The following is a 22,765-nucleotide window of genomic DNA, read 5'->3' as shown; positions in this document are numbered from 1 at the left end:
CTCAGCCTTCGCGGCGCAGGTTGGCAGTCATCGCGGCGAGCACGCGGCGACAGGTTTCGAGGTCGTCAGGAGGGATGTTTCGGGCCAGTGCTGCCGTGTGCTCTTCCATGCGCGGCCAAGCCGCCACGAGTGCGGCGCGACCGGCGGGGGTAAGCACGATCTCCCGCCGGCGCTGGTCGCCCGGCGGGGTGCGCCGCTCGACCAGGCCCGCCGCGACCATCGCCTCTATGGTGCGGCTGGCGGTTGACTGGTCGGCAAAGGTGCGCGCGGCGATTTCGTTGATGGTGAGCCCGTCCTCGATGTGCAGCACCGAGAGCGTGCGCACCAGCACAAGGCTGAGCCCGCTGGCGGCGAGGCGCCGTGCCTGCGCGGCCTGCCCCAGGTTGGCGAGACGGTTGATGGCATAGCCAAGGTTGGCTTCAAGGTCTTCGGGGCGGGTGGGCAGGCTCATGCCAGCGGCCCCAAGATCCTGCCGAGCGCGACAGATCGTGCGGGGGTGGAATGGGCGGGCGTTTTAGTCATGGTCGCCGGTCCTTATCGCGACCCGGGCAGCGCAGGCAAGCCGGCTCATGCCGCCCCGGCAGCTCCCGCGAACGACCCGATCGTGCGGATCAGCCCGTCGAGATCCTTGTCCTCGCCATCGCGCACCGCGGTCTCGCGCAGGCGGCTGGCCCAGTCGGCGGCATCATTGCGCCCGGCCAGCGTCTCGATCGTGGCGATCACGCGGTCAAACTTGGACAGTCCCCGCGCGTGAGTGTCGGAATAGCCTTTCACCAGGCGGCGACAGCGCAGCACTTCGACGCCCAATGCATAGTCGGTTGCCACCAGCCGCGTGGCGAGAGCCAGCCAGGCGTCGCGGTGCGCCACTTCCTCGCGGTGTCGCAGCGAGCCGCGCCGCAGCCGTCTGAGGCCGGCGACCGCATAGAGCGCAAGGAACCACCCGACCGAATAGGTGCGCACGCGCCGGCCCTTGCTGATGCGCCGGTCGATCGCGCGGAACAGCCGCGGGCGGTGCATCAACCAGTCGGCCAAGGGGGCAGGGAGGATGCCGGCGACCTCCTCCAGCCGTGGGTGCATGTATTCTGTGGTCTGGAGCAGCGTGCCCGGCGCGGCGTTCACTTCGGCGGCGATGCGGGCGTGGCGGCCGCTCCGGGTCTTGAGATCGGCGACGCGGACGATGTCATCATAGGCCATGGCCTGGGCGAGGTATTTGGCTGCCTCGCGGGTGAAGACATGGTCGCGCCCAGCTCCCCCGGCAGCAAGATCCACCGTGTGGAGCTGCTCGAGCAGCCCGCAATATTCGCGTCCATAGGCAGGGTCCTGGAAGTCCACCACCTTGGCAAGGCCGGCGCGCGCCATCGCGTGAACGCCGGGAGGCAGCCGCTCGATCAGGCGTGACGCAAGCGGGCCGCAGTGCGCATCAAAGAGCGCGGGTTCGGGGCTGGCGGCTGCGGATGGGGGGGGCGGCGCCTCTTCCCCGGCGGCGCGGGCAAACGCTGCATCGAACGTCCGGATCGAGGCGGCGACGCCTTTGCCATCGGCGGCAATCACCGCGTGATAGGCCTCGCGCGCGAAAGGCAGTACGCCGCTGCCCGCCAGCGCGCCGAACAGCGCGGAGGAAATGACGCTGCCGTTGGCGACGGCGAGGGCGTTCATGTCGAAGACGATGCGCGCACGCGCGGTGGCACCGATTGCCTCGTGGACCACGCCGCTGTCGGCGATGCCCTCGCCCGGCGCGCTCTTCTCCCCGATCGAGAGCGCGCGGTGGTCCGAGGCGATCAGCGTGGTGCGGCCGGGCGTGACGATGCCGCGCAGGATGGAGCGGCCTGCCTCCATGAATTCCGATGCCAGCACCACGTCGACATCGCCGGGCGTGGGCATCTGCGCCAGCACCGGCTTGCGACCATCGCGCGTCGGCATCATCTCGACGTAATAGATCGTGGCGCCGGTGCGCTGGGCTACGCCCGGCACCGACGTGGATTGCGCAACCCAGCCGGCCGCCTCGGCCAGCGCGACGATCCAGCCAGTCAGCACGCCACCGCCCTGGCCGCCCATGGCGACGATTGCGATGGCGATGGGGCGTTCGGTGGCCTCGCCGGCGGGGGCAAGCGGCAGGCGCAGAATCTCGGTCGGCATCATGCGGCTCCGGCAAGGGGGCGCGCACGGTCGCGACGCGCCTGGAGGTAGGTGATGAGGCCCATGGCAACGCGCGCGCGGGCGCGGTCCCACCAGGTGGGGTTATGGATCACGTCGGCGCGATAGAACGAGGGGCACAGCACTGCCGCTTCTGACACTTCGCCGCAGTTGCCGCAGCCCACGCACGTGTTGTCGATCGTGACCACTGGATCATCGCGCAGCGGATCGTCCAGCTGCTTGACCGACAGCGATGGGCAGCCAGACAGGCGTATGCAGGCGTGGTCGCCGGTGCAGACGTCTTCATCGACGCCGAACCGCTCCTTGACCACGCGCGCGCCGTTCTTGATCGCCTTGGCCACCTGCGGCTTCACCCGGCGCTGCTTGTTGAGCATGCATTCGGAACTGGCGATGATGACCTTGGGGCCTTCCTCCGGCGTTGTCAGGGCCTCGGTGAGTACCGCCTTCATCCGGCCGACGTCGTAGGTGCGATCGACCTCGCGTATCCAGGTGGCGCCAATGCCGGCGACTGCCTTGGCAATCGGGTTGTTGGTCTTGCGGCTGGCGTTGCTGGCGCGCGACGAGAGGATGTCCTGCCCCCCGGTGGCCGACGAATAGAAGTTGTCGACGATCAGGAACACGCCGTCATGTTTGTTGAAAACCGCGTTGCCGATCCCGCTGGTCAGGCCGTTGTGCCAGAAGCCGCCGTCTCCCATCACCGCGATCGAACGCTTGCCCGTGGTCTTGCGTCCGAACGCTGCGGCCGAGGCGCCGCCGAGGCCGAACCCCATCGTGGTGTTGCCGATGTTGAATGGCGGCAGAATCGAGAACAGGTGGCAGCCGATGTCGGCCGAGACATGGTGCGCGCCCCGTTCCTGATCGACCAGCTTCATCGCGGCGAAGATGGGTCGCTCAGGGCAGCCAGTGCACAATCCTGGCGGCCGCGCGGGCACTGTCTCCCGCAGGCGCTTTACGACCGGCAGATCGAGCACCGGGCGTGCAGTGGGCAACGGCGGGCGATTGCCCAGCAGGCGCGGTGCCTCGGTGGCAAGGAACGCGTCAATGCCGGCAAGAATCGCCTGCAACGAATAGTCCCCTGCCATCGGCAGCACGTCCTTGCCGCGCACGCGGGTGGTCAGGCCTTGGCGGTTGGCGATGGTGTTGATCGCCTGCTCGAGATAGTCGGGCTGGCCTTCCTCGACCATCAGGATCGCCTGCTTGCCCTTGGCAAAGGCAACCACTTCGCTGTCTACCAGCGGATAGGTGACGTTGAGTACGTAGAGTGGCACGCGCGTGTTGCCATAGGCATCGGACAGCCCGAGGTACTGCAGTGCGCGGATCACGTTGTTGTACATGCCGCCTTGCAGCACGATCCCCACCGGGGGCGGCCCGTCTGAATCTTCCTCAGGGCCGAACCACTCGTTGAGGCGATTGTCGCGCACAAACGCGATCGCGGCGGGCAGGCGCTGCGCAATCTTCTCGTGTTCGTGGGCATAGGCCGCCGGAGGCAGCACGATCCGGTCGAGATCGCGCTTGGGTTGGGCGAGCGCATCCTCAAGCGTGAAAGCGGGAGCGACGTTGTCCTTGCACACGAAGGCGCCGTGCATGTGGCAGGTTCGCACCCGTACCTCGAGCATGACGGGGGTGTTCGACGCCTCGGAAAGCTGGAACCCTTTCTCGATCAGGTCGACGATGCAGGCATGGTCGGGACGCGGGTCGAGCAGCCACATTTGCGATTTCATCGCGAAAGCATGGGTGCGTTCCTGCATGATCGAGGAACCTTCGCCATAGTCTTCGCCGATGATGACCATGGCCCCGCCAGTGACGCCGCCCGAAGCCAGGTTGGCGAGCGCGTCGGACGCGACGTTGGTGCCGACCGTTGATTTCCAGGCGACCGCGCCGCGCAAGGGGTACATCACCGAGGCCGAGAGCATGGCCGCAGCGGTGGACTCGTTGGCCGAGCTTTGGAAGTTGACGCCAAGCTCGCCAAGGATGTCCTGCGCATCGGCGAGGACATCCATGAGGTGGGAGATTGGCGAGCCCTGATAGCCGCCAACATAGGCGACGCCCGCCTGGAGCAGGCCCTTGGTGATCGCAAGGATCGCTTCCCCCCGGAATTCCTCGCCCGCACCCAGCCGCAGATGCTCTACTTCACGTGCAAACGAACGTTCGGCCATGCCTGCTCTCCTATATATGCATGCGCATACATCTAATTGTTGAGCAGGTCAATCGGCGTGCTGCGCACAGGCGCTGCCGTCAGGCTGGGGCGAGACGCAGATCGACGCGTTGGGCATTGAACGAGAAGCCGGGCATGTAGCGTTGCAGGAAGCGGGTCTCGGTCGTGGCGCGATCGGCAGGCGTAGCGGCCTTGGCAAGGGCGGCGTCGAGCAGCGCTTCGTCACGCCCAAAAGCGCGGATGCCGCGAAGGTCTGACCAGGCCAGCCAGAACGAGCGCCCGTCCGGTGCGATCCAGCCCGGCGCGATCTGCGGGGCATAGGCGCGCGCGTGCCTGTCGCCACCCGGGTACCACGCTGTCTCCTCGTGGATCTGGCGCCACGGTCCCCAAGGTGAGGGGGACACCCACAGCCCGAAATAGCTGGGCTTGCCAAATTCTGTGCCGTCGCTGCCCACGCCGATGCCCGCGCTCGCCATCATGTAGATCCCGAGTGGGGCATTGTAGACCACGCTGGGCAGCCAGCTTTCGACCACGAGGTCACCGGGGAAGAGGTTGGCATGGTTGACCCAGCCGCGCGGGAAGCGATGCACCGCGCGGCGCGCGGCGATGTCGGCTGACCAGATCGGCTGGCCCATGGCATCGTGGCCCGCAAAGAAGCGGTAAGCCGCGCGATCGGCCACGCTATCGACCGGCACGCGCAGCAGCAGCAGCTGGTTCATCCGTCCATCGGTGTTGCCATCCAGCCCGTAGAGCATCAGCCACCCACCGGGCGCGGCGCGTTGCCCGCGCATCTGCTGGAGGAAGGTCAGCAGCGACAGTGCGCCATCCGGCTCATCGAAAAAGGTGAAGGGGCCGCGTCGCTGCCCGGCCCAGTCCTCCCACACCACGGGGGTGGTGCCGTCGCGGTTCCGCCAGGTCGTGCCGCCGTCGTCCGATAGGATCAGCTTGGCCCCGCGCCAGCGCTGTGGGCGATCCTGGGCGGCATCGTGTGTGGCGACGAACTGGTAGATTCGCTGCCCGACCTGGATCACGCCGTGGCCATAATAGCGCGGCGCGTCGGGCCGGGCGTCGCGATCGAGATCGGGATAGCCCGGCAGCATGGCAAAGTGCGGCGCAGGCGGTGTGCCCGTAACGGTCCACAGCCGGGTATTGTAGAAGGTGGTGGGCGGGTTGTTCCAGCCCGGCCCATCATTCACGACGACGAGTTGCGTGCCGTCAGGGCGCAGCGTCATCTTGTAGCCGTCGCCCAGGCCACCGAGGCGCACGATCGTGTCCTCGCGCCGCACCGCCCCGACTATCCGGCCGTGCGCCGGGTTTGCACAGGCCGACGCGGGCAGGCCGCCCATGCCGGCGGCCAGGCTTGCCAGCGATCCTTGCAGGAACGTGCGCCGATCGCGCATGGTTGGGGGCTCCTCCGCCATGGAAATCCGGGCCAGCCGCACGCGACCGGCCCGGCGATGCAGACCCGCGACGGCCTACTTGATCTCGTCGGTGTCCTTCATCTCGACCGTGCCGTCGCTCGTCACCTTGAACAGCGGGTCCTCGCGGTCGCAGAAGTATTCCTGCATCTCGTAGGTGGGATTGCGCTTGTAGCCATAGGTGAAGCGATAGGGCTCGATCAGCATCTTGGGATCGTCGATGGTGATCTGGTCCTCCATGAGGTCGGGGCCCGTACGACGGATGCGCTCGGTGATCGTCATCTCGGCGCTATGCGGGATCTCGAAGAAGCGCACGTCCTCCTTGACCCCGCGGGTTGTCACGACAAGCGTGTCACCCTCCCAGCGGCCGGTGGCAAGGCCGTAGAACGAGGGGTTGATGTCATCGAGCGCGGGCTGCTGGCGGCCGAGGTAGATACGCCGGGTCTGCGTGAGAAATTCAGCGAGGACGGTGACCCGGCCCGGCGTCTGCAGGATTTCCAGCGGAAAGATCGCACCCATGATCGCCGGCATGCCTTCGGGCAGGCACTGCGTGCTCGGATCGACCAGTGGCTTGCCGGCCTTGAGCGCGGCATCGCGCTTGGCGCGCTGGGCCTTCCACTGGCTGGCATAGGGTTCGCGCAGTTTCGGCCCATCGCCGGGCACCGACAATTCGCGGAACGTGTTCTCGTCGCCGGCAAAGGGGTCGGGATAGAGCTCCCACACGCCGCTGATGTCGGGCTGGGCCGTGGCGGCAACAGGTTTTGCCGGCGCAGGGCGGCTTGCATGGGCTGGCGCAGCAGTGGCGGTGCCGGCGATCAGCGCGGCGGCGCAGGCGGCCAGCAGTATGGAGGGGCGCAGGTGCATCGTGATCTCCCCGCGCGGCGCATCACGTGCGCCGCGTCGTTGGCAATTTTTGGTGTGGGCGCGGTAGTCGTCCCGGACGTGGCGCCGGCCTTACCAGCCGCTCAGCGTGCGCCCGTCAGCGACCTTGATCGTCTTGAGCATGCCGCCGGGCTTGCCATTGCGGAGCGGGTAGAAGGCGATGTCCACCTTGTCGCCGGTCTTGAGCGTGTTGAACTTCCAGCCAACCTTGCTCATCATGTTCACGCTGCTGCATTCGAGTGCATAGCGGGTGACGGTGCCGCCCTCGTTGACATTGACGACCACGAACGAATGCGGGTTGGTAAAGCGGAACTCGGCGACGGTGGCGCCGCGCTTGGTATCGATCCGGGTCTGGTCAAACATCGCGAAGGAATGGTGGGCAAGGGCCGGGCTGGCGAGGGCCAGGGTGACGATGCCGGCGAGAGCGGCGGTCGTCTTGCTGATCCAGATCATGGGTAAGCTCCTCTTGTGTGGCGTCTGTGCGCTGGGCGGGGTGGCCGGCGGCGGTGTGCTGTTGGCTGGTTCAGCCCTTGTCCGCCCGGTCGGCAACCGTGCGACCCGTGATGCAACGCTGGCGCACGGTGACGGCTCGCGCGAAGGGATTACTGTTGTGAAACCGTTACAAGCACTGCATTCTGGGGCTGGCGCGCAGGCATGAACGGCACGCTGTGGGGCGCACAATTCGCGCGAAGTCATTTCCAAATCGCAACAACGTGCGTATTCAGGCGATGATTGTTGCATTTTTGTTGAGAGGCCCGTGCCAGCGATTCCTCCCCCAGACAGCCCAAGCGATTCGCCCACGGCGCCGCCCGCCAGCAAGCACGACGATGCCGCCGGTGACGGTAGCGATACAGCCTTCGACGTGGCGGTGGCGCGGATGCGCGATGCACTGGAACGCAGCCGATCGGACAAGTTGCTCGCGCTGTTCGACCATCTGGCGGCGCGGGCTGGCGATGCCGCCGCCCCGTCCGAGGCGCAGATCGCCGCCGAGGTATTTGCCGATGGACGCAGCGCGGCGCATCGCCCCGACGCCAACGTGCGCGTCTACGTGCACCGTCTGCGTCGTCTGATCGAGACCGAGTTCGCCCACGAGCCCGGCCCCAGGCTGCACCTGCCGGTGGGCACCTATCGCCTGGTTCTGGTCGATGCGGCCACGCCTGCGCAGCATGAAGACGGGATCACCGCGCAGCCGCCGGCTGCACCGCCCGGCACAGGTCCGGCGCGCGCCGGGGTGATCGCCGTGGTAGCCTTCCTGGCCGTGGTCGCCGTCGTGCTGGGCAGCGTGCTGGCGGTGCGCTGGCAGCGCGGAGCAGGTGACAGGCTCGACGGCGCGGCACCGTGGTCGGCGTTGGCCGGGGCGTCGCGACCGATCACCGTGGTCATGGGAGACTATTACTTCTTTGCCGAAACCCCCGCACCGGGCATGCCGGCGCGGTTGGTATGGGATCGCGCGGTACCCACGCGCGAGGATCTGATCATTTTCCAGATCCTCAACCCCGAGACTGCTGGCGCCGTGACAGACGGCGACCAGCACTATGTCACCAGCGCAACGATGACAGCAGTAGCCACGATCCGTGCGGCTTTGTTGCGCGACCCGGCCTTCGCCCAGCGCCCGATCCGCCTGATCGCCGCCTCGCAACTGACGCCCGACGTGCTCAAGGTCTCCGACGTGGTCTATGTCGGCCAGTTGAGCGGCATCGGCTCGCTGCTGCGCGATCCGCTGGCGCAAGCCTCGGGCTTTCGTCTCGATACCGGGCTTGACAGTCTGGTCGATGTGAAGGGCGGCAAGGCCTATCACAGCGATGGAATGGAACTGCGCGACGAACGCATAGCGCGGCGCGACTATGGCTACCTAGCCTGTCTGCCCGGCCCGGCAGGCAATACCGTGCTGGTGATCGCTGCGCTGCGCGATCCGGGCCTGCGCGAGATGGCCGAGCTTGCCACCGACACGGGGCGGCTGCGCGGCCTGCGACGGGGACGGATCGGCTGTGGCGGCGGCTTTGAGGCCTTGTTCCAGGTGCGCACGCTGGGCAGTGCCAACCTGGGCGCGAGCCTGGCGGTGGATCGGCCCACCCGATCGCAGGGAATCTGGGACAATGCCGCCCCCGCGCCCGAGTATCACCCGATCGCAGCGGCGACGGCCCCGGCACGTTGAAGCGATGCGGCATGGCCGTGACACGGGGCGCGGCCGCATTCGCCGCGTTCGGGGCCGGTTGCGCCATTGGGGCCGCCGTGTCCCGCGGGCATCGTGGACAGCATGAACCAGACCCTGTTTCGCGGGCAAAGGCCCGTTCGTTTGAAAACGCCCTCTTCCACCATCCCGGCCCTGCTTGTCCTGGTCGCGGTGGTTGCGGCGTTGGCGATCGCCTGGCCGAGCCGCGCGGAGACGGTTGCGCCCGCTTTGGCGGTCGCCGACCCGGTGGCGCGCGCGGTGGAGGCCGAACGCGCGCGTGCCGACGTGCCCGGCATCGCTATTGCCATCGTCAAGGACGGAGTGCCGCTGCGCGTCGAGGGGTTCGGTTTTGCCAACCTTGAACACAGCGTGCCGGTGCATGCCGACACGCTGTTCAAGACCGGGGCGCTGGGCATGCAGTTCACAGCCGCCGGTGTGCTGCGTCTGGCCGAACAGGGTCGGCTCGACCTCGACCGATCGATCCGTGCAATTCTGCCCGAACTGCCCGCGCGCTGGCAGCCTGTTACCGTGCGGCAGATGCTGTCCCACACCTCCGGGTTGCCGGCGACGCCCAACGGTGATTTCCGCGTCGAATATACCGATGCGCAGATGCTCGACATCATCGCGCACGAAGATCTCAACTTCGCCGCCGGCACGCGTTGGCGGTTCGGCTACGTCGATTACGTGGTGCTGGGTCAGGCGATCCGGCGCATCACTGGGCGGCCCTATGCCGACTACCTTGCGCAAGAAGTCTTTGCGCCTGCAGGCATGACGCGGGCGCGCGGAATCGACGAACTGGCGATCATCCCTGGCCGTGCCGCCGGCTACGAGCGCCGCGACGGGCACCTGCGCAACGCCGAATGGATATCTGCCGCAGCCAATTCCACCGCCGATGGTTCGCTTTACCTTTCGGCGTTGGACTATGCCGCCTGGGCCGGGGCGATGAGTCGGGGTGCCGTGCTGTCGCCGCGGTCGTGGGCACAGATGGGCGAGGCGGCACGCCTGCCCAATGGCGCAACCTGTGGCTATGGCCTGGGCTGGTATGTCGATGGGCGCACCTGGTGGCATGGCGGCAGCTGGCAAGGTTTCCAGACATTTGCCATCCGCTATGGTGCGCAAGGTCTGACCGTGGCGGTACTCGCCAACGGTGAGGGCGCCGACGCCGAGACGCTGGCACGCCAGATCGCGGCGCTGACCGTGCCGGCGCTGGCCCGGCCAAAGGCAGAGCCGCTGCCCGACCGGGCGACTGCGCCGGTGGCGGCGATGACTGCGCGGGTGCGCAAAGTGCTGGGCGCCGTTGCCGAAAACCGCGTGGAGCCGGCTGCTTTCGCCCACTATGCCGCGCTCGATCTCAAGGAGATGGTGGGGCAATATGCCGGGGTATTAGCGCCGCTTGGCCGGATCGAGGCGGTGGAACCCTTCGCGCGCACCAGCACCTGCGGCGGCCCGGCCTGGCGCTATCGCGCGCGTTACGCCGGCGGGATCGTCGATGTAACGCTGGCGACAACCGCGGATGATCGCATCACGGACCTGGCGATCACGCCCGTCGCGGCGTGGGATGCGCCGCTCTGACCAATCCCGGCTCAGCCATCCGCGCGCAGCGCTCCATGCCATTCCGCCCAGGTCGGGCGTTCGAGCTGCAACAGATCGGTCGACCGGGCATACCAGCCGCCGCCGTGCATGCGCGCGATGAGGTTCATCGCCAGGGTATCGACATGGAGTCGCGCGGGATCGATGAGGTCGTCACGGACGTGAAAGCGCACCACTTCACCGAGCACGATGGTGGACTCGCCGGCCTCGATCGCCTGGAACAGCCGGCATTCCATCGACACCGGTGCACTGGCGATCCGCGGTGGGGCAATCGCGATGCTGGGGGCGATGGCAACACCTGCCGCGGCCAACTCGTCAAAGTCGGGCGGGGCGTCGATGCAGGTGAAGTTCATTGCTGCGGCGTCATGTTCGGCGACCAGATTCACGACGAATTCGCGCGTTGTAAGGATGTTGTGTGCGCTGTCCTTGTGCGTGCCATCTGGGCGGCGCATCAGGCCGACCGCGACGAGAGGCGGTGCCGCGCCCATCATGTTGAAGAAACTGTAGGGGGCGGCGTTGCGCACACCGTGCTGCGACTGCGTGGTGAGCCAGGCGATCGGGCGCGGGGTAATCGCAGCGGCCATCAGCTTGTAGCGGGAGGCCGCGTCGAGGTTGGCGAAATCGAACTGCATCGTGGTCACGCCCCCCGCGCAGTGGCTGAAGCGGCTCGCCCGTCGCGGCGCGCGGTGTCGAAACGGACCGGCTGCCGTGCGGTTGCATCGACATGCAACGAGAACACATCGGGGCGGGCGTAATGCCCGGCCACGTCGAAGTCGAACTTGCCGCGGGTCACTTCATCGGGATCGATGTCGGCATAGAGGATGGTGTCGGGCGTATAGTCGGGCCCGGCGAGCACCCGGCCCAGCGGCGAGACGATCATCGAGCCGCCGCGCAACAGCACGGTTTCGGGATCGTCGCCCAGCGCACAGTCGAAATCGGCCGGGTAAGCACCGCGCGTAATGTGCTGGCAGGCCGAGAACACATAGGCCCGGCCCTCCAGCGCGATGTGCTGCATCGAGGCGGGCCAGGTATCGCGGTCATCTGCCGTGGGGGCGCAGTAAAGCGTCACGCCCTGGCCGTACATCGCCATGCGCAGCATTGGCATGTAGTTTTCCCAACAGATGACGGCGCCGATCCGGCCGAGCGGAGTGTCGATCACCGGCAGTGTCGAGCCATCGCCAAAGCCCCAGATCAGGCGTTCGGCGCCCGTCGGCATGAGCTTGCGGTGCTTGCCCACCACCCCGCGTTCACCGTCGAGGAACAGCGCGGTGCAATAGACCGTGCCGCCGTCGCGCTCGATCACGCCGATCACGACGAAAGCCCCGGTCTCACGCACTGCCTCGGCAAGAAGCGCGACCTCGGGGCCATCGAGCGCAATCGCGTTGGCGTGATATCGGCGGTAATCCTCGCGTCCCTCGGGTCGACGCAGACCCACGGGCGCGCCGAAAGTGGCCCCCTTGGGATAGCCGCCGATGAATGCCTCGGGAAAGACGACCAGCCGCGCACCCTGGGCGGCCGCCTGCCGCACGCGCGTGGCCGCGCGTTCGGCGGAGGCCAGCGAATCGTCGGGAACGGCGGCCGCCTGGACTACGGCGGCGCGAAACGGCTTTATCATGCAGGGCTCCTCGGCAGCTGGCATTGCGCTGCAACTGATGGCTTGCCAGCGCCGCCGAAGCAAGATATTTTAAGCCTATAATAAATTCGTGAGCGCGGCCTGGGCCTCGTTGACGCGATGGAGAGTGCGGTGACCACCACGACTTACGACAGCTATCGCGAGGATCGGATCGGCCGCGCCAACGTGGCAGACACACCCGAACTGGTGGCCTACTATCGCCGGCTCGCGACGCTGGGCACGGGTGCGCTGTGGACAGTGGCCAACAAGATCGAGCCGTGGGAGCCGGCCTCAACCTCGCAGCCGATGCTGTGGCGCTATGATGATCTGCGCGCCGACGTGCTGCGTGCGCTTGATCTCGTTACCCCCGAGCAGGCAGGGCGGCGGGTGATCTATCTGGAAAATCCCGGCCGACAGGATGTGGTGGCGGCGGTCGGCTGGCTCTACTCAGGGCTGCAGGTCATGAAGCCCGGCGAATGCGCGTCGTCGCACCGACACAGCGCCTCGGCGCTGCGCTTCATCATGGAAGGCAACGGGGCGTTCACCAACGTCGACGGGCAGAAGATGACGCTGGGTGCGAACGATTTCGTGCTCACCCCCAACGGCACATGGCACGAGCACGGCGTGGCCGAAGATGGCAGCGTGTGCATCTGGCAGGACGGGCTCGACATCCCGCTGATGAACGCACTCGAAGCAAACTTCTATGAAGTGCACCCCGACCTGTCCCAGGCGATGCGCTACCCGGTCGATGCTTCGGTCCACACCTGGGGCAATCCCGGCCTCCGGCCCTGGGGATCAAGCTGGACCAAGCGCTATTCGCCGCTGCTCAAGTACGAATGGGCCCCCACCTATGACGCGTTGCAGCGCTACGCCGCAGTGACCGACGGTTCGCCTTTCGACGGGGTGTTGATGGAATACGTCAATCCCGACACCGGCGGCCCGGTAATGATGACCATTGGCGCGCATATCCAGATGCTGCGTCCTGGCGAGCGCACACGCGCACATCGCCAGACGGGCAGCTTCGTCTACCAATGCTGCAAGGGCAGCGGCTGGTCGATCATCAATGGCCGGCGGTTCGACTGGAAGGAGCGTGACATCTTCGTCGTGCCCGCCTGGATGTACCACGAACATGCCAACGCCTCTGATCGCGAGGATGCCTGCCTCTTCGCGTTCCACGACCTGCCGGTGATGCGCGCTCTGGGCCTCTATCGCGAAGAGGCCTTCGGCGACAACGGCGGTCACCAACCTCTCATCGCCTGATACGAACCGAACCCTGGAAGGAATTGCAATGCGACTGGTTACCTACCGCGCTACGGCGGAAGCCGAAGCGCGCCTCGGCGCTCTGGTGGGCGCGGGGACGACACTGGTGCTCGACCTTGCCCGCTTTGGCGCGGCGCGCGGGGTGGAATTGCCCTCGCGCATGCTCGATCTGATCGACCTCGGTCCCGGCGCGATCGCCACGATTACGGCGCTGATTGCCGAGCAGGGGGAGCAGTTCCCGCTGGGAACCGCGCTGCCGCTGGCCAATGTGCGTCTGCTTGCCCCCATCCCTCGCCCGCGCAAGAACGTGTTCGGCATCGGCCTCAACTATACCGAGCACGTCGCCGAAAGCGCGCGCTCGCTCGATACCTCCGCCGACCTGCCACGCCAGCCCGTGATCTTTTCCAAGCCGCCGACGAGCGTGATCGGGCCGGACGAGCCGATCCGCCACGACGCGGCGATCACCCGGCAGCTCGACTGGGAAGTGGAACTGGCCGCAATCATCGGCACCACCGCCCGCCGCGTGCGGCGCGAGGACGCGCTGGCCCACGTATTCGGCTATACCGTGTGCATCGACATGAGCGCGCGTGATTGCCGCCGCGCGGGGCAGTGGATCTATTCCAAGGGGCAGGACACCTACTGCCCGATGGGCCCGGTTGTCGTTACCGCCGACGAGATTCCTGATCCGCAGACGCTCGACCTGTGGCTGACCGTCAACGGTGTGGAAAAGCAGCGAAGCAACACGGCCTACATGCTGTTCAAGGTAGACGAACTGGTGGCCGACATCAGCCAGGGCATCACGCTCGAGCCAGGTGATATCATTGCCACCGGCACGCCCGCAGGCGTGGGTGCGGGCCGCGATCCACAGGAATGGGTCTGGCCGGGCGACACGATCGTTGCCTGCGTCGAAGGGATCGGCACATTGCGCCACCCGGTGGTAGCAGCCTGACTTTGTTACGGTCGACCGCGCCCCGCCTGTGCAAAGCGGGGCGCGGTTTGATCAGGCGGCGACCGGGGCGGTGCCGGTCATGCGCGCGCGGATGTCGTCAGGCCAAGGCGTGCTGCGCATCGCGGCAAGATCGGTGCAGACCAGCGTAACGCGGGCTACGAGGCGGGTTTCGCCGTCGCACGAGAACGTCAGCTCTAGCCGGCAACTGCTGCGTCCGACATGGAGCGGAACCAGCATGATATCGAGCATGTCGCCGAGCCGGCTGGGGCTGCGGAATTCAGCCTCGAGATCGACCGTGGGCACGCCGATCCCGCGCATGTCGTGCAGCGCACGAAAATCGGCCCCGAGCTGCTGGGCACACCAGTCTTCCACCGCGCCGTTGAGCATCTCGAAATAGCGCGGATAAAAAACGATCCCTGCGGCGTCGACATGTGCGAAGCGGACGAGGGCAGTGGTGGTGAAACGGATCATGTCTGCTCTTCCAGGATGGCGCGCAATTCGCCAAGGCTACGTACCAGTTGATCCACCCGCTCGGGCGGTACATCGCGCAGCATCGCGGCAATCCAGGCGTGGTGCGCCGTCGCGAGGATATCGAACTGGCGCTGCCCGGCGGGCGTGAGCGAGACGATCGCGGAACGCGCATCGAGCGGGTCGGTGCGCGATGCGACCAGGCCATGGGCCTGCAACTGGCGCACGATCGCGGTAACGTTGCCGTTGGAAACCAGCAGCGCACGCGACAGCGCGCTCATGCTCAGGCCATCGGGCACGCGATCGAGTGCGGCCAGCACGTCGAAGCGGGGGAGGGTGGTATCGAACTGTTCATCGAACTTTCGGCGCAGCTGCTTCTCGCCAATCTTGGCGCAGGCCAGCAGGCGTACCCACATGCGCAGCGTGGCAGACCCGGCGCCGGGCAATGGGGCGCGGGCCGCAGGGCTGTCGGCGTCGGTAGGTTCGTCGGTGGCGGCAACAGGGGGCGGTTCGTTGCCCGGGGCAGGGGTCGGCATCAGGTCTCCTCTTGCTTTAGGCCTAAAGCATAAATGCCAAGCCGCCAAGTGGATCGTGCGCACCAAACCGAGCTAGGTGCGTGTGGCCTGCTTGCTCAGCGCAGTGCGCGCGCCAGCAGCAGGCGGCGCGATACGGCGATACCGTCACGGGTGTCGATGGCAAAGACAGCCTCGAAATGGGGGCGATTGCCGGTGTGCACCGCGATCTGGCCAAGCGCCTGCGCGCTGGCGACCAGCCCGGCCAGCTGGGCCGTGGCAACATCGCCCAACCCGGCAACCACCAACAGAGCCCGCCCGCCGGGAGCAGGCAGGCTGGCAAGATAGCCATAGTCGGTAGCCACGGCATCGCGCACGCGCGGGGTGCTGTCGGGCGCTGGCGGCGCGGCTTGCCAGATACGCGCGGTAGCGGGATCGACGATCGCGCCGGGCCGGTCGAAACGCAGGCTGCTGGCGGCCGCGAGTGGCGCAGCGAGTATGCCCATGTCGGCAAGGTGGCCAACATAGACGATGTCGGCGCCCTGCTGCAGCGCTGGCGTCATTGCGGAGGCAGGCACTATCGAGGCACTTCGGCGCGTTCCAGCGGCTTCGCGGGGGAGCGTTGCCTCCACGTTCCAGGCGGCGAGTGCGGTCGGCACCGGCGTGAAATGCAGATCGAAGTCATAGAGCCGGTAGAACTGGTCGGGATGGCTGCGGATGTGCTGACCCAGTTCCTCGCGCGAGGCGATGCGCGGGTCGAGGATCATGCGCCGCACGTTGCGCTGGTCGCCGGTTTCGGCGGCGGCATAGGCGTCGCCGGCCACGACCAGCACGGGGACGCTTGCGCCAAGGTTGCGCCACAGGGCCGTGTTGCGCAGCCGTTCATCGTCGGGCGTACCGCCTGCCACCTGCGACGTTGGCCAAGCGTACAACGCCAAACCGGTCGCAATAGCCAGGCTCAATAACGCCAGCCCCAGAAGGGCGGGAACGGCGCCGCGCGGCAACCTTCGAAACCGCCCCGGCTGCGGGGTGATGGTGGGCACACGCGGCGATGCTGCCTCGGCCAGGTCTGGTGCGGTGAAGCCCGCGCTGGCCTGCGTCGTCTCGGCCTCGGCAAGCACGAGGCGGTATTCTCCCTTGGGAATGACCAGTCGCGCGCCGGGCTGCCCACGATAATGGTCTTCAAGGCGCTTGCGCAGGCGGTGAACATAGACGCGCACGCCGGAGTCAGCAGCGGTATCGGGCGATTCGTCGCCGCCGAACACGGCATGCGCAATCTCGATCTCCTTGGGCGCGCGGGCATCGCCCGAACGCGCGGCAAGGTAATCGAACAGGCGCAATTGCACGGCCGAGCGGCTGGCGGAGAGAACCGCGCGCAGGCGGGCGATCTCTTCGGCAAGGCGTGCTGCAGCACGGTCGGCCATGTAATTGGCTTCGGGCGGGGGATCTGCGGGGTTCTCCACGGTCCGGTCTCTTCCTCATGGCCGGGTGCATCCGCGGCGACCGACGCAATATCGCTGTGGCTTTACCCGCGTCGCGATGGAAGCGCCAAATTTTGATTTACTTTAAGGTTAAAACAAAGTCTATGCTGCGCCCAACCTCGTGCCGCAAGGCGGGGGCCCCCTGAGTCTGGCGAGGCCAAGCGGCCGGCCGCACGAATCAATCGTCCGCGCGGTTCCGAATGCTAGGCAAACTGGTGATCATAACAAAACAAAATATCATAAAAATCGATATTTGTATTAATTATGAAACAATGTGATGGATGTGGTTGCGCTACCTGGGTTTTGGTGTTTGGCCGGAAACTGCAAAAAAAGCCCATAGCTGTCACTAATTAGCCGGATCACCTGACACCTAATTGTTGCTTATAATCAACAAAACAAGCGTATTGCCATTCACTGTAAACTGGGTAACACTTTCGGCCACTCATAACAGCATCATTCGCGATACTCCAACAAGGAGGCGCGTTCCGCTATCGGGGAGTAGCATTATCATGACAGATCGTTCCGTTGCCGCGCGTCGCGCGGCCCTCCTTCTTGCGTCTTCGACAATCGCCACCCCACTGGCGGCGCTGGCACAGCAGGTGGGTGATGCCGCCACGCCGCCGGGCGCTGTGGTGCCGTCCACCGATGCGCCGAGCAGCGGGCAAGTGGGCGAAATCATCGTCACCGCCACGCGCAAGGCACAGTCATTGAGCCATGTGCCCGCCAGCGTGGTAGCCAAGACCAGCGCCGAACTCGACGCGCAGGGCGTACGTTCGATTGCCGATATCGCGCAGATCACTCCGGGCGTCTCGTTCGGCCAGACGGCGGTGCTCTATGGCACCGGCCAGACCACGATTGCGATCCGCGGGGTTGATTCCTCGTCGGGCATTCCCACCACCGGCGTCTATATCGACGATACCCCGGTACAGACCCGCGTCGGCGTTAGCCCCTCGCTAAGCAATCCCTACCCGCAGGTCTTCGACCTTGAGCGCGTGGAAGTGCTGCGCGGGCCGCAGGGCACGTTGTTCGGCAGCGGTTCGGTGGGCGGCGCGCTGCGCTTCATCATGCCCAAGCCCAGCTATGATACCATCTCGATGTATGACCGTGCCGAAGTGGCCACGACCAAGAACGGCGCGGAAAGCTACGAAGGCGGTGTCGCGGTGGGCGCGCCGATCATCACCGACAAGATCGGCTTCCGCGCCAGCGGCTGGATGCGTCACGACGGCGGCTACATCGATCGCCTCGATCGCACCACCAAGCAGGTGACGCAGAAAGACATCAACAGCTCGAACACGGTTTCGGCACGGCTGGCGGTGGGGGCCAAACCGACCGAGACGCTGACGATCACGCCCTCGATCTTCTACCAGTACCAGGACATCGCCGACGGGTCGCGCTTCGAGGTTGCGCAGTCCGACCTCGCGCATGGCGACCAACGGCTGAGCCTCAATACCAAGCCCGAAGGCCATGTCGACCGCTTCTACCTGCCCGCGCTCAAGGTCGAGCTGTCGCTGGGTGGAGCGACGCTGGTGTCGGACACGTCATACTTCCACCGTACCACTCGCACGCAGAGCGATGATGCCACGCTCAGCCTTTCGCTGTTCGGCAATATCGTTGGTACCATTCCCGCCGAATTCGCCAACTATGCGCCGGGGACCGCCAGCGACACCAAGCAGACTGCTTTTACCCAGGAATTGCGCCTGCAGAACGACAATGCCAACGCGCGGTTCAACTGGATCATCGGCGCTTTCTACCAGCGCTCGTTCGTGCGCGACCAATATGCCGGCAGCGATCCGCAGCTCCTCGACGTGGTCAACTATGGCCGCCGCCAGGCTGGTGATCCGGAATATGCTTCGCTCGCAGATGCTTATGGCGTCGATCTCTATCAGGGCCGCTACAGTGTGTTCCAGCGCAACACGCACCGCGATCGCCAGGCAGCGATCTATGCCCAGGCCGACTACGAGATCGTGCCGCGGGTCAAGCTCACGCTGGGTGGGCGCTACACCATCGCCAACTACAAGTTCGAGGGCTTCACTGCCGGCCCGCTCTATACCACCGCCGGACACACCGACAGCCTCGGCGTGACCAGCCGCACGTTCACGCCGCGCGCGGGGGTATCGTTCCAGGCCGATCGTAACAACCTGTTCTATGTCAGTGCGGCCAAGGGCGTGCGCGGACCAGGGATATCGCCGCCGGTCGGGTTGACCTGCGCTGCCGACGCCGCAGCGATCGGCTTTGATCCACTGGCCTCGCAGACGCTCAAGCCCGACTCGATCTGGAGCTACGAAGCGGGGGCGAAGAACCGGCTGTTCGGCGGCAAGCTGGCGGTCGATGCCTCGGCCTATCACATCGACTGGAATAACGTGCAGACGCTGTTCGCGCTGCCGACATGCTCGATCTATGCCGCACTCAACCTGGGCAAGGCCAAGATCGATGGCTTCGACCTGTCGCTGGCGGCCAAGCCTATCCCGGCCCTGACACTGGGTGCCTCGGTGGCCTATACCAATGCACGCTATACCACGGCGATCCCTGGTCCTGGCGGCACCACGATCCGCCGCGCCGGTGAGCCCTTCGCGGTGGCCCCGTGGTCGTTGCAGCTCAATGCCGAGCTGGTCGAGCCGGTCGGATCGGTCGATGGCTATGCCCGTGCCGACTATTCCTACAACAGCCATAACAGCACGCCGATCGACACGAACTCACCGCTGGTCGATCCCGCACTGCCGCGTCCGCCCGCTACCTCGCAGCTCGACCTGCGCGCCGGTGGCCGGTTCAAGGCGGGCAAGGCCGATATCGACCTTAGCGTGTTCGTCAACAACGTGACCGACAGCCAGCCGGTGCTGGGGCTTTACCACGATTCGCCGATATCGACCTGGTACCGCGCCGGCAGCTTCCGCCCGCGCACCATCGGCCTGACGCTGACGGCACGGCAGTGAGGGCCTTGGCTGTGGCACAGCAGCGGATCATCGCCACACTCGCAATTGCCGGGGCGCTCGTCGCCGCCCCGGCAATTGCGTCTACGCCCGCGCAAGAGCCCGACATTTCGGGGGTGTGGAACCGTTATCCGCCCTATCCCGACACGTTTTCGGGCCAGCCTGACCCGGCCGAACTGCAGGTCGTGCCACCACCACTGCGCGCACCATACCTCGCGCAGTGGCAGGCGATGGAACAGCGCCGCGCCGCTGCAGATGCTGCCGGCAAACCTTTGCCTACGCCCAGTTCGCAGTGCCTGCCCGAAGGCGTGCCTGGGATCATGGGCGCGCATTACGCGCTGCAGATCCTGCAGAACCCGGCATTGCGGCAGGTGACCGTACTGGCCGAGTTCATGTCGCAGGTGCGGCGTATCTACCTGGACGAGCCGTTGCCGCCGGTGGAGACTATCAACCCCGGCTATTTCGGCCGGTCGGTCGGACGCTGGGAAGGCGGTGTGCTCGTGGTGGAAACCGCAGGCGTGCGTGAGGATGTCCGCTATGAGGACATTCCGCATTCCCCCGCGATGCATGTGGAGGAGCGCTTGCACCTGCGGCCCGATGGCATCCTTGCCGACGATGTGACCATCACCGACCCACAGTACCTCACCGCGCCCTATCGCTTCACGTTCCTCTACAAGCGCGAACCGGCGAGCTACCGCATCGACGAATATGTCTGTGATGGCGATCGCACGGTGGTGGGGGCCGATGGCAGTCTAGAGATGAAGACCGACTCTACGCCCTGAAGGGCCTGGGCGGCGCCTAGCCTGCATGCGCAGGCATTGCGACGCGCACGGCAAAGGTCCGTGCGCGTCGTTTCTGTCCCGATCGTTCCTTTCCGATCGCCCAGCTTCCCCGTGGCCGCACGGGCCAAAGGCGCTTGGCAATGTCACGTCTTGGGGCGTGGCGAGTTCGGATACCAGTAGGTCACGTGGCAGGACTCGCACCGATCGTCGAGCGTGCCGCCCAGCTTCATCACTGCATCGACATCGTGGCGATCGATCGCCCGGATCATGTCGATCGCAACGTCGCGCGTCGCCGTGGCGAACTGGTCGAATTGCGCCGGGTTGGCGCGGATCGCCGCCTCGATTTGCGCGGGGGCCTGCTCGCCCAGTCCGGGGCGGGTGCCCGTAGGCGCGGCATGGCGCCCATCGAGCATGACGAGGTTCATCGCCTCTGCAAGAGTCACCGCGTGCCGGCGCACACCCTGCCATTCCTCATCGCTGCGCGGCTGGTGGTGATCGACGCCACTGGCCGTGGTGATCGTGCCTACCGCGTCCCACACCCCGTCGGCGGCCGGATCGACGGTGGAATCCATCAGTTCCTTGATCGAAACCACCGGCTGCATCGCGGCTGGGGCCGACGTTGCCCCACCCTTTGCCGTCCCGTTCGCGGTGTGGCTTGCAGCGTCGTCGTCGTGGTTCGCGCTGCAGGCACAGGCGAGCAGCGCCAGCGCCGCCACTGACAGTATTCCCTGGCCCAGCCGTCCGGCCCGTTTCACCCCGTCCATCACTCTTGTTTCCTTCCTGCAGCGGATCGCCTGTTGCCACGATAGGGCAGGAGTGCAGCGCGGCCGCGCGTGAAACGGTTGGGTTACGGTCACAGCAACGGGGGCAGGGCGCTGCGACCGTGACGATCAGGCCAGATCAGCATAGCCGTGGCGCGCGCCCCCGCTGCTCGGGCCACCTGGTTACAGGTCCATGCAATCGTTGTCGTAACCGAAGGCCATCGCGCCAACGTTGCGGGCATAGGGATAGGGATTGTTGGCAACATGCGCGCGGGCGCAATGGATGTCGAGGAACGCGCGCTGTATGGGATTGCCGGCATAGATCGCCTTACCGCCCGAAAACAGCATGAGCTGGTCGACTGCGGTAACGCAGCGGCTGACCATAGCGGTGGTGTGGTGGCCCAGTTCGGCACGGCGCTCGATCGGCCAGTCGCCGCTGAGCGATCGCGCGTCAAGCTCGGCCAGGTCGCTGGCGAGGCGCAGTTCCAGGTCGTTGAGGATCAGCTTCACCTCGGCCACGGCTTCCTGGATGGTGGTATCGGCGGCCAGGCGCGCGCCCGAATAGGTGGCGCGTTTCTCGCGCGTGGCACGCACGAAGATGTCGAGCGCGCGGCGCAGCGAACCGATCGACGTGGTCGAGACGGTGCGGTTGAACACCTGCGCGAAGGGAATGCGATAGAGCGGGCCGGGGTTTGCGGCATGGCCCGGGCAGTTCATCGCAAACATGTCTCGCTCGCGGATCACGCGGTGCGCGGGCACGAACGCATCCTCGATGACGATGTCGTTGCTGCCTGTGGGGCACAGGCCCATCGTGTGCCAGGTATCGACGATCTCATAATCGGTGCGCGGCACCAGGAAGTTATAGGGCTCGGGCGTGCCGTCGCCGTCGGGGGCGACCATGTTGGCGCCCAGGATCACCCAATCGCAGTGTTGCGATCCGCTGGAGAACTGCCAGCGACCGCTGAAGCGATAGCCGCCCGCCACCGCCACCGCCTTGCCGGTTGGCATATAGGACGAACTGATCAGCACCGAGGGGTCCTTGCCCCAGACGTCATCGGCTGCCTGCGGGTCGAACAGCGCCATCTGCCAGTTGTGCACGGCCACCACGCCATAGACCCACGCACTGCCCATGCAGCCTTCGGCCAGTGTCTTGGCAATCGTGCAATAGACTGCTGGCGAGAGTTCGAAGCCGCCGTAGTTGCGCGGTTGCAGCACCTTGAAGAACCCGGCATCCTTGAAATCGCGGATCGTTTCGGCTGAAACTTGGCGGGCCGCAATCGCCGCCGCCTCGCGCTCGCGCAACACCGGCACCATGTCGCGTGCGCGCTGGACCAGCATGGCGGCAAGGTCATGCGCTTCGCGGGCGGCATCCATATGGGGGGCAACTGTAACGCTCATGACCGCTCTCTCCATTGGGGCTGTCGTGGGCCAGAACCGGCCTGATTCGACTTATGAGTTACAATAATTGTCGATTCGATGTTATTTTCTCGATTGCGCAACAATGTCGCATATCTGCGATCAAGGTCAACCTTCCCGTTTGGCTGGGGCCATGGCAGGGGCTCACTGCCATGCGATATGGGGATTTCCGCGTGTGAAGGGGTTGTCGTCAACTGTTTCGTCAATGCAACAATAATAGGCTAT

Annotated in this window: 20 protein-coding genes; 7 read left to right on the top strand and 13 right to left on the bottom strand. The window is 66.0% G+C overall.

All coding sequences use genetic code 11. The features are described from left to right. Position 1 precedes the first annotated feature (1 nt). The 6 genes from IE191_RS15130 to IE191_RS15105 form a co-directional block, all read right to left on the bottom strand. Positions 2–451 carry a MarR family winged helix-turn-helix transcriptional regulator gene (locus IE191_RS15130; protein WP_191325219.1) on the bottom strand — a complete coding sequence of 150 codons (450 nt, stop codon included), beginning with the start codon at positions 449–451 and terminating at the stop codon, positions 2–4. 116 nt (positions 452–567) lie between these two features. Beyond that, positions 568–2,136 carry an indolepyruvate oxidoreductase subunit beta family protein gene (locus IE191_RS15125; protein WP_191325218.1) on the bottom strand — a complete coding sequence of 523 codons (1,569 nt, stop codon included), beginning with the start codon at positions 2,134–2,136 and terminating at the stop codon, positions 568–570. Continuing rightward, positions 2,136–4,310 (bottom strand): thiamine pyrophosphate-dependent enzyme, encoded by a 2,175-nt coding sequence (locus tag IE191_RS15120; RefSeq protein WP_191325217.1) that lies wholly within the window; start codon positions 4,308–4,310, stop codon positions 2,136–2,138. The genes IE191_RS15125 and IE191_RS15120 overlap by 1 nt, the downstream gene beginning before the upstream one ends. Before the next feature lie 79 nt (positions 4,311–4,389). Further along, positions 4,390–5,709: a glycoside hydrolase family 183 protein gene (locus IE191_RS15115; RefSeq protein WP_229815444.1), complete on the bottom strand. Its 1,320-nt coding sequence runs from the start codon at positions 5,707–5,709 to the stop codon at positions 4,390–4,392. Positions 5,710–5,784: 75 nt separating this feature from the next. Beyond that, positions 5,785–6,591: a hypothetical protein gene (locus tag IE191_RS15110; RefSeq protein ID WP_229815442.1), complete on the bottom strand. Its 807-nt coding sequence runs from the start codon at positions 6,589–6,591 to the stop codon at positions 5,785–5,787. Between the two features lie 90 nt (positions 6,592–6,681). Further along, the gene (locus tag IE191_RS15105; RefSeq protein WP_191325216.1) at positions 6,682–7,062 is read right to left on the bottom strand and encodes a DUF6152 family protein; all 381 of its coding nucleotides are present in this window, start codon (positions 7,060–7,062) and stop codon (positions 6,682–6,684) included. Here IE191_RS15105 and IE191_RS15100 point away from each other — a divergent pair. From IE191_RS15100 to IE191_RS15090, 3 genes are all read left to right on the top strand, one after another. After that, positions 7,046–7,267: a hypothetical protein gene (locus IE191_RS15100; protein ID WP_191325215.1), complete on the top strand. Its 222-nt coding sequence runs from the start codon at positions 7,046–7,048 to the stop codon at positions 7,265–7,267. The genes IE191_RS15105 and IE191_RS15100 overlap by 17 nt on opposite strands. 99 nt (positions 7,268–7,366) lie before the next feature. Further along, positions 7,367–8,764 carry a hypothetical protein gene (locus IE191_RS15095; protein WP_191325214.1) on the top strand — a complete coding sequence of 466 codons (1,398 nt, stop codon included), beginning with the start codon at positions 7,367–7,369 and terminating at the stop codon, positions 8,762–8,764. Positions 8,765–8,905: 141 nt separating this feature from the next. Beyond that, positions 8,906–10,354 carry a serine hydrolase domain-containing protein gene (locus IE191_RS15090; RefSeq protein ID WP_229815440.1) on the top strand — a complete coding sequence of 483 codons (1,449 nt, stop codon included), beginning with the start codon at positions 8,906–8,908 and terminating at the stop codon, positions 10,352–10,354. 11 nt (positions 10,355–10,365) lie between these two features. Here the strand turns inward: IE191_RS15090 and IE191_RS15085 are convergent, their stop codons facing one another. Beyond that, a complete protein-coding gene (locus IE191_RS15085; protein ID WP_191325213.1) occupies positions 10,366–11,004 on the bottom strand; it encodes a flavin reductase family protein in 639 nt (212 codons plus the stop codon). A 5-nt stretch (positions 11,005–11,009) separates the two neighbouring features. Next, a complete protein-coding gene (locus IE191_RS15080) occupies positions 11,010–11,987 on the bottom strand; it encodes a carbon-nitrogen hydrolase family protein (protein ID WP_191325212.1) in 978 nt (325 codons plus the stop codon). Between the two features lie 129 nt (positions 11,988–12,116). On the opposite strand from IE191_RS15080, the gene IE191_RS15075 reads away from it, so the two are divergent. Both IE191_RS15075 and IE191_RS15070 read left to right on the top strand, forming a co-directional pair. After that, entirely contained in the window at positions 12,117–13,244 is a 1,128-nt protein-coding gene (locus tag IE191_RS15075) for a cupin domain-containing protein (RefSeq protein ID WP_229815438.1), read from the top strand. A 28-nt stretch (positions 13,245–13,272) separates the two neighbouring features. Further along, positions 13,273–14,193, top strand: coding sequence for a fumarylacetoacetate hydrolase family protein (locus IE191_RS15070; protein WP_191325210.1), 921 nt, complete (start codon positions 13,273–13,275; stop codon positions 14,191–14,193). 51 nt (positions 14,194–14,244) lie between these two features. On the opposite strand, the gene IE191_RS15065 is transcribed toward IE191_RS15070, so the two are convergent. From IE191_RS15065 to IE191_RS15055, 3 genes are all read right to left on the bottom strand, one after another. Then, entirely contained in the window at positions 14,245–14,664 is a 420-nt protein-coding gene (locus IE191_RS15065; RefSeq protein WP_191325209.1) for an acyl-CoA thioesterase, read from the bottom strand. Continuing rightward, positions 14,661–15,197 carry a MarR family winged helix-turn-helix transcriptional regulator gene (locus IE191_RS15060; RefSeq protein WP_229815436.1) on the bottom strand — a complete coding sequence of 179 codons (537 nt, stop codon included), beginning with the start codon at positions 15,195–15,197 and terminating at the stop codon, positions 14,661–14,663. The genes IE191_RS15065 and IE191_RS15060 overlap by 4 nt, the downstream gene beginning before the upstream one ends. Before the next feature lie 95 nt (positions 15,198–15,292). Continuing rightward, the gene (locus IE191_RS15055) at positions 15,293–16,636 is read right to left on the bottom strand and encodes a helix-turn-helix domain-containing protein (protein WP_191325208.1); all 1,344 of its coding nucleotides are present in this window, start codon (positions 16,634–16,636) and stop codon (positions 15,293–15,295) included. 527 nt (positions 16,637–17,163) lie between these two features. Here IE191_RS15055 and IE191_RS15050 point away from each other — a divergent pair. Both IE191_RS15050 and IE191_RS15045 read left to right on the top strand, forming a co-directional pair. Beyond that, positions 17,164–19,584 (top strand): TonB-dependent receptor, encoded by a 2,421-nt coding sequence (locus IE191_RS15050; protein WP_191325207.1) that lies wholly within the window; start codon positions 17,164–17,166, stop codon positions 19,582–19,584. Positions 19,585–19,589: 5 nt separating this feature from the next. Beyond that, positions 19,590–20,363, top strand: a complete 774-nt coding sequence (locus tag IE191_RS15045; protein WP_191325206.1) for a hypothetical protein — start codon at positions 19,590–19,592, stop codon at positions 20,361–20,363. A 143-nt stretch (positions 20,364–20,506) separates the two neighbouring features. Here IE191_RS15045 and IE191_RS15040 read toward each other — a convergent pair whose 3' ends face one another. Continuing rightward, the gene (locus IE191_RS15040; RefSeq protein ID WP_191325205.1) at positions 20,507–21,127 is read right to left on the bottom strand and encodes a cytochrome c; all 621 of its coding nucleotides are present in this window, start codon (positions 21,125–21,127) and stop codon (positions 20,507–20,509) included. 180 nt (positions 21,128–21,307) lie between these two features. Then, a complete protein-coding gene (locus IE191_RS15035; RefSeq protein WP_229815434.1) occupies positions 21,308–22,522 on the bottom strand; it encodes an acyl-CoA dehydrogenase family protein in 1,215 nt (404 codons plus the stop codon). Between the last annotated feature and the right edge of the window lie 243 nt (positions 22,523–22,765).

Origin of the sequence: Novosphingobium pokkalii (assembly GCF_014652855.1) — a bacterium.
Classification (GTDB): Bacteria; Pseudomonadota; Alphaproteobacteria; order Sphingomonadales; family Sphingomonadaceae; genus Novosphingobium; species Novosphingobium pokkalii.
Note: the sequence above shows the minus strand (reverse complement) of the source record. Positions and strands in the feature narration are given on the sequence as shown.

Bases quoted from the DNA above. Each gene is read 5' to 3' on its own strand.
- IE191_RS15130 (WP_191325219.1), bottom strand. From the start codon at position 451: ATGAGCCTGCCCACCCGCCCCGAAGACCTTGAAGCCAACCTTGGCTAT.
- IE191_RS15125 (WP_191325218.1), bottom strand. From the start codon at position 2,136: ATGCCGACCGAGATTCTGCGCCTGCCGCTTGCCCCCGCCGGCGAGGCC.
- IE191_RS15120 (WP_191325217.1), bottom strand. From the start codon at position 4,310: ATGGCCGAACGTTCGTTTGCACGTGAAGTAGAGCATCTGCGGCTGGGT.
- IE191_RS15115 (WP_229815444.1), bottom strand. From the start codon at position 5,709: ATGCGCGATCGGCGCACGTTCCTGCAAGGATCGCTGGCAAGCCTGGCC.
- IE191_RS15110 (WP_229815442.1), bottom strand. From the start codon at position 6,591: ATGCACCTGCGCCCCTCCATACTGCTGGCCGCCTGCGCCGCCGCGCTG.
- IE191_RS15105 (WP_191325216.1), bottom strand. From the start codon at position 7,062: ATGATCTGGATCAGCAAGACGACCGCCGCTCTCGCCGGCATCGTCACC.
- IE191_RS15085 (WP_191325213.1), bottom strand. From the start codon at position 11,004: ATGCAGTTCGATTTCGCCAACCTCGACGCGGCCTCCCGCTACAAGCTG.
- IE191_RS15080 (WP_191325212.1), bottom strand. From the start codon at position 11,987: ATGATAAAGCCGTTTCGCGCCGCCGTAGTCCAGGCGGCCGCCGTTCCC.
- IE191_RS15070 (WP_191325210.1), top strand. From the start codon at position 13,273: ATGCGACTGGTTACCTACCGCGCTACGGCGGAAGCCGAAGCGCGCCTC.
- IE191_RS15065 (WP_191325209.1), bottom strand. From the start codon at position 14,664: ATGATCCGTTTCACCACCACTGCCCTCGTCCGCTTCGCACATGTCGAC.
- IE191_RS15060 (WP_229815436.1), bottom strand. From the start codon at position 15,197: ATGCCGACCCCTGCCCCGGGCAACGAACCGCCCCCTGTTGCCGCCACC.
- IE191_RS15050 (WP_191325207.1), top strand. From the start codon at position 17,164: ATGACAGATCGTTCCGTTGCCGCGCGTCGCGCGGCCCTCCTTCTTGCG.
- IE191_RS15040 (WP_191325205.1), bottom strand. From the start codon at position 21,127: ATGGACGGGGTGAAACGGGCCGGACGGCTGGGCCAGGGAATACTGTCA.
- IE191_RS15035 (WP_229815434.1), bottom strand. From the start codon at position 22,522: ATGAGCGTTACAGTTGCCCCCCATATGGATGCCGCCCGCGAAGCGCAT.